The sequence below is a fragment of the Vibrio sp. 10N.222.48.A3 genome, from assembly GCF_041475345.1.
Lineage (GTDB): Bacteria > Pseudomonadota > Gammaproteobacteria > Enterobacterales > Vibrionaceae > Vibrio > Vibrio tasmaniensis_A.
Map to the genome: position 1 here is coordinate 1 of NZ_JBFRVX010001113.1, position 1451 is coordinate 1451.

A 1451-nucleotide genomic window follows, 5' to 3' on the forward strand; every position below is an offset into this window, starting at 1 on the left:
GCTGAAAGCAAAGGTAAAATTGCGAGTGTTGTTAGGGTAATTTTATTTTTGTTCATTTAAACACCATTGAAATTTAAGCGCACCTAGACTCATATATCAGTAACTAGCTGTATTTATTACCTATTAATCATAAAAATACGTCAACTTCAATTAGCGATACTTATATACGTGACACCCATTCACCTCAATTATATTTACTCAAAAATAGAGTTAACTCATGCGCTTAAAAAGACAAGTATTGTTAATATTAGGTTGACCGAAATTTAATAATTCCCGGTTCTTTCCCCATTGATTAAAATAAACTAAATAGCCCCCCAGCCATTACATTACCTAAGCACTCAGGTCACTGATCCCCCAAACCTATTTACAACCTCTTGTCCCACTTCCCTTGATGGTCGCGATCGCAATTTTCTTGTGTATCGTAACTGACGTGCTTATCGATGCTCTTCAATGTAATCCCAACCTGACTAAACGCCTTTTGGATAGCAACAAAGACCTCCTGCTGACCTCCCACCTCTAAGAAGTTCGTTCTATCCTGATTGGTATCGAATACGCAGACGATTTTCAAACTTTGCGGGAATGAAGAGAAATTGACCGTATGAGTCACCCACAGAAAACCATCGAAGCCTTTTAACGTGTCTTCACACACGTCCGTTAACACGTCTCTGATTTGATTTTCGATCTTCTTATCTGATTTACGCATGAAATAAGCATCCTATTTAACACCTTAAAAAATAAGGTTTTTCGGTCAATGTTGTCTTAACCGACATTGGACACTGTGGCTGTTTCAAATGCAAAGTATTTATTGGGAAGAGTCTACTGGAAGATATAGAGGAAACGCCTCATGCTTGATCACTGACGAAGCAATCAAGCATGAGGCGAATATAGGATTTACGAAGATGTTAGCTCGCCGCTTGTTCCCAATCAGTCAGTAACTTCATGATCACGCGAGAGTCTTGATGCGTCGCCATCGGCGCAGCAAGTTGTGTGTCACCTTGCTCAACTGCTTGGCGGATATTACGCACTTGATAATGGAAGCCATCGCCTTGCGCTTCGACTTTCACTTCACGTTTCGACGTTTCATAGATCTCTACCGTAAACGTATTTTCTTCGGTCGGTAGCCATGGGTTGGTGTCGAGTGTGATACAGCCTTTGCTGCCTAGAATCGTAAAACCATGCTTTAAGCCGTGATCTTCAGCAGTATGGATTTGCGCGGTAAAACTGCCGTTGAAACGCATCATCGCCGACGATTCACAGATATTGCCATCTTGGCCACGTCGGCCGATTGCCGAGATCTGCACATCATCGAACACACTCTCGCCAAATTGCTGCTGCGCAACAGAGTGAATCAGCGACATTGGGTAGCAGCCAAGGTTGTATAGCGCGCCTTTGCTCGCAGGGTTAACGAACTGATCAATCGCCGAAACGTAGGAACCTTGAATTGAGCGCAC

Annotated in this window: 1 protein-coding gene and 1 pseudogene; both read right to left on the reverse strand. The window is 42.8% G+C overall.

Going from position 1 to position 1451, the window contains the following annotated elements; genetic code table 11:
• Positions 1-364: 364 nt before the first annotated feature.
• Positions 365-703: a Fis family transcriptional regulator gene (locus tag AB4653_RS24135; protein ID WP_102258291.1), complete on the reverse strand. Its 339-nt coding sequence runs from the start codon at positions 701-703 to the stop codon at positions 365-367.
• A gap of 199 nt (positions 704-902) precedes the next feature.
• Positions 903-1451: pseudogene (locus tag AB4653_RS24140) on the reverse strand (gfo/Idh/MocA family oxidoreductase); the annotation flags it as partial.

Excerpts from the sequence above, each read along its gene's own strand:
- AB4653_RS24135 (WP_102258291.1), bottom strand. The coding sequence starts at position 703 with ATGCGTAAATCAGATAAGAAGATCGAAAATCAAATCAGAGACGTGTTA.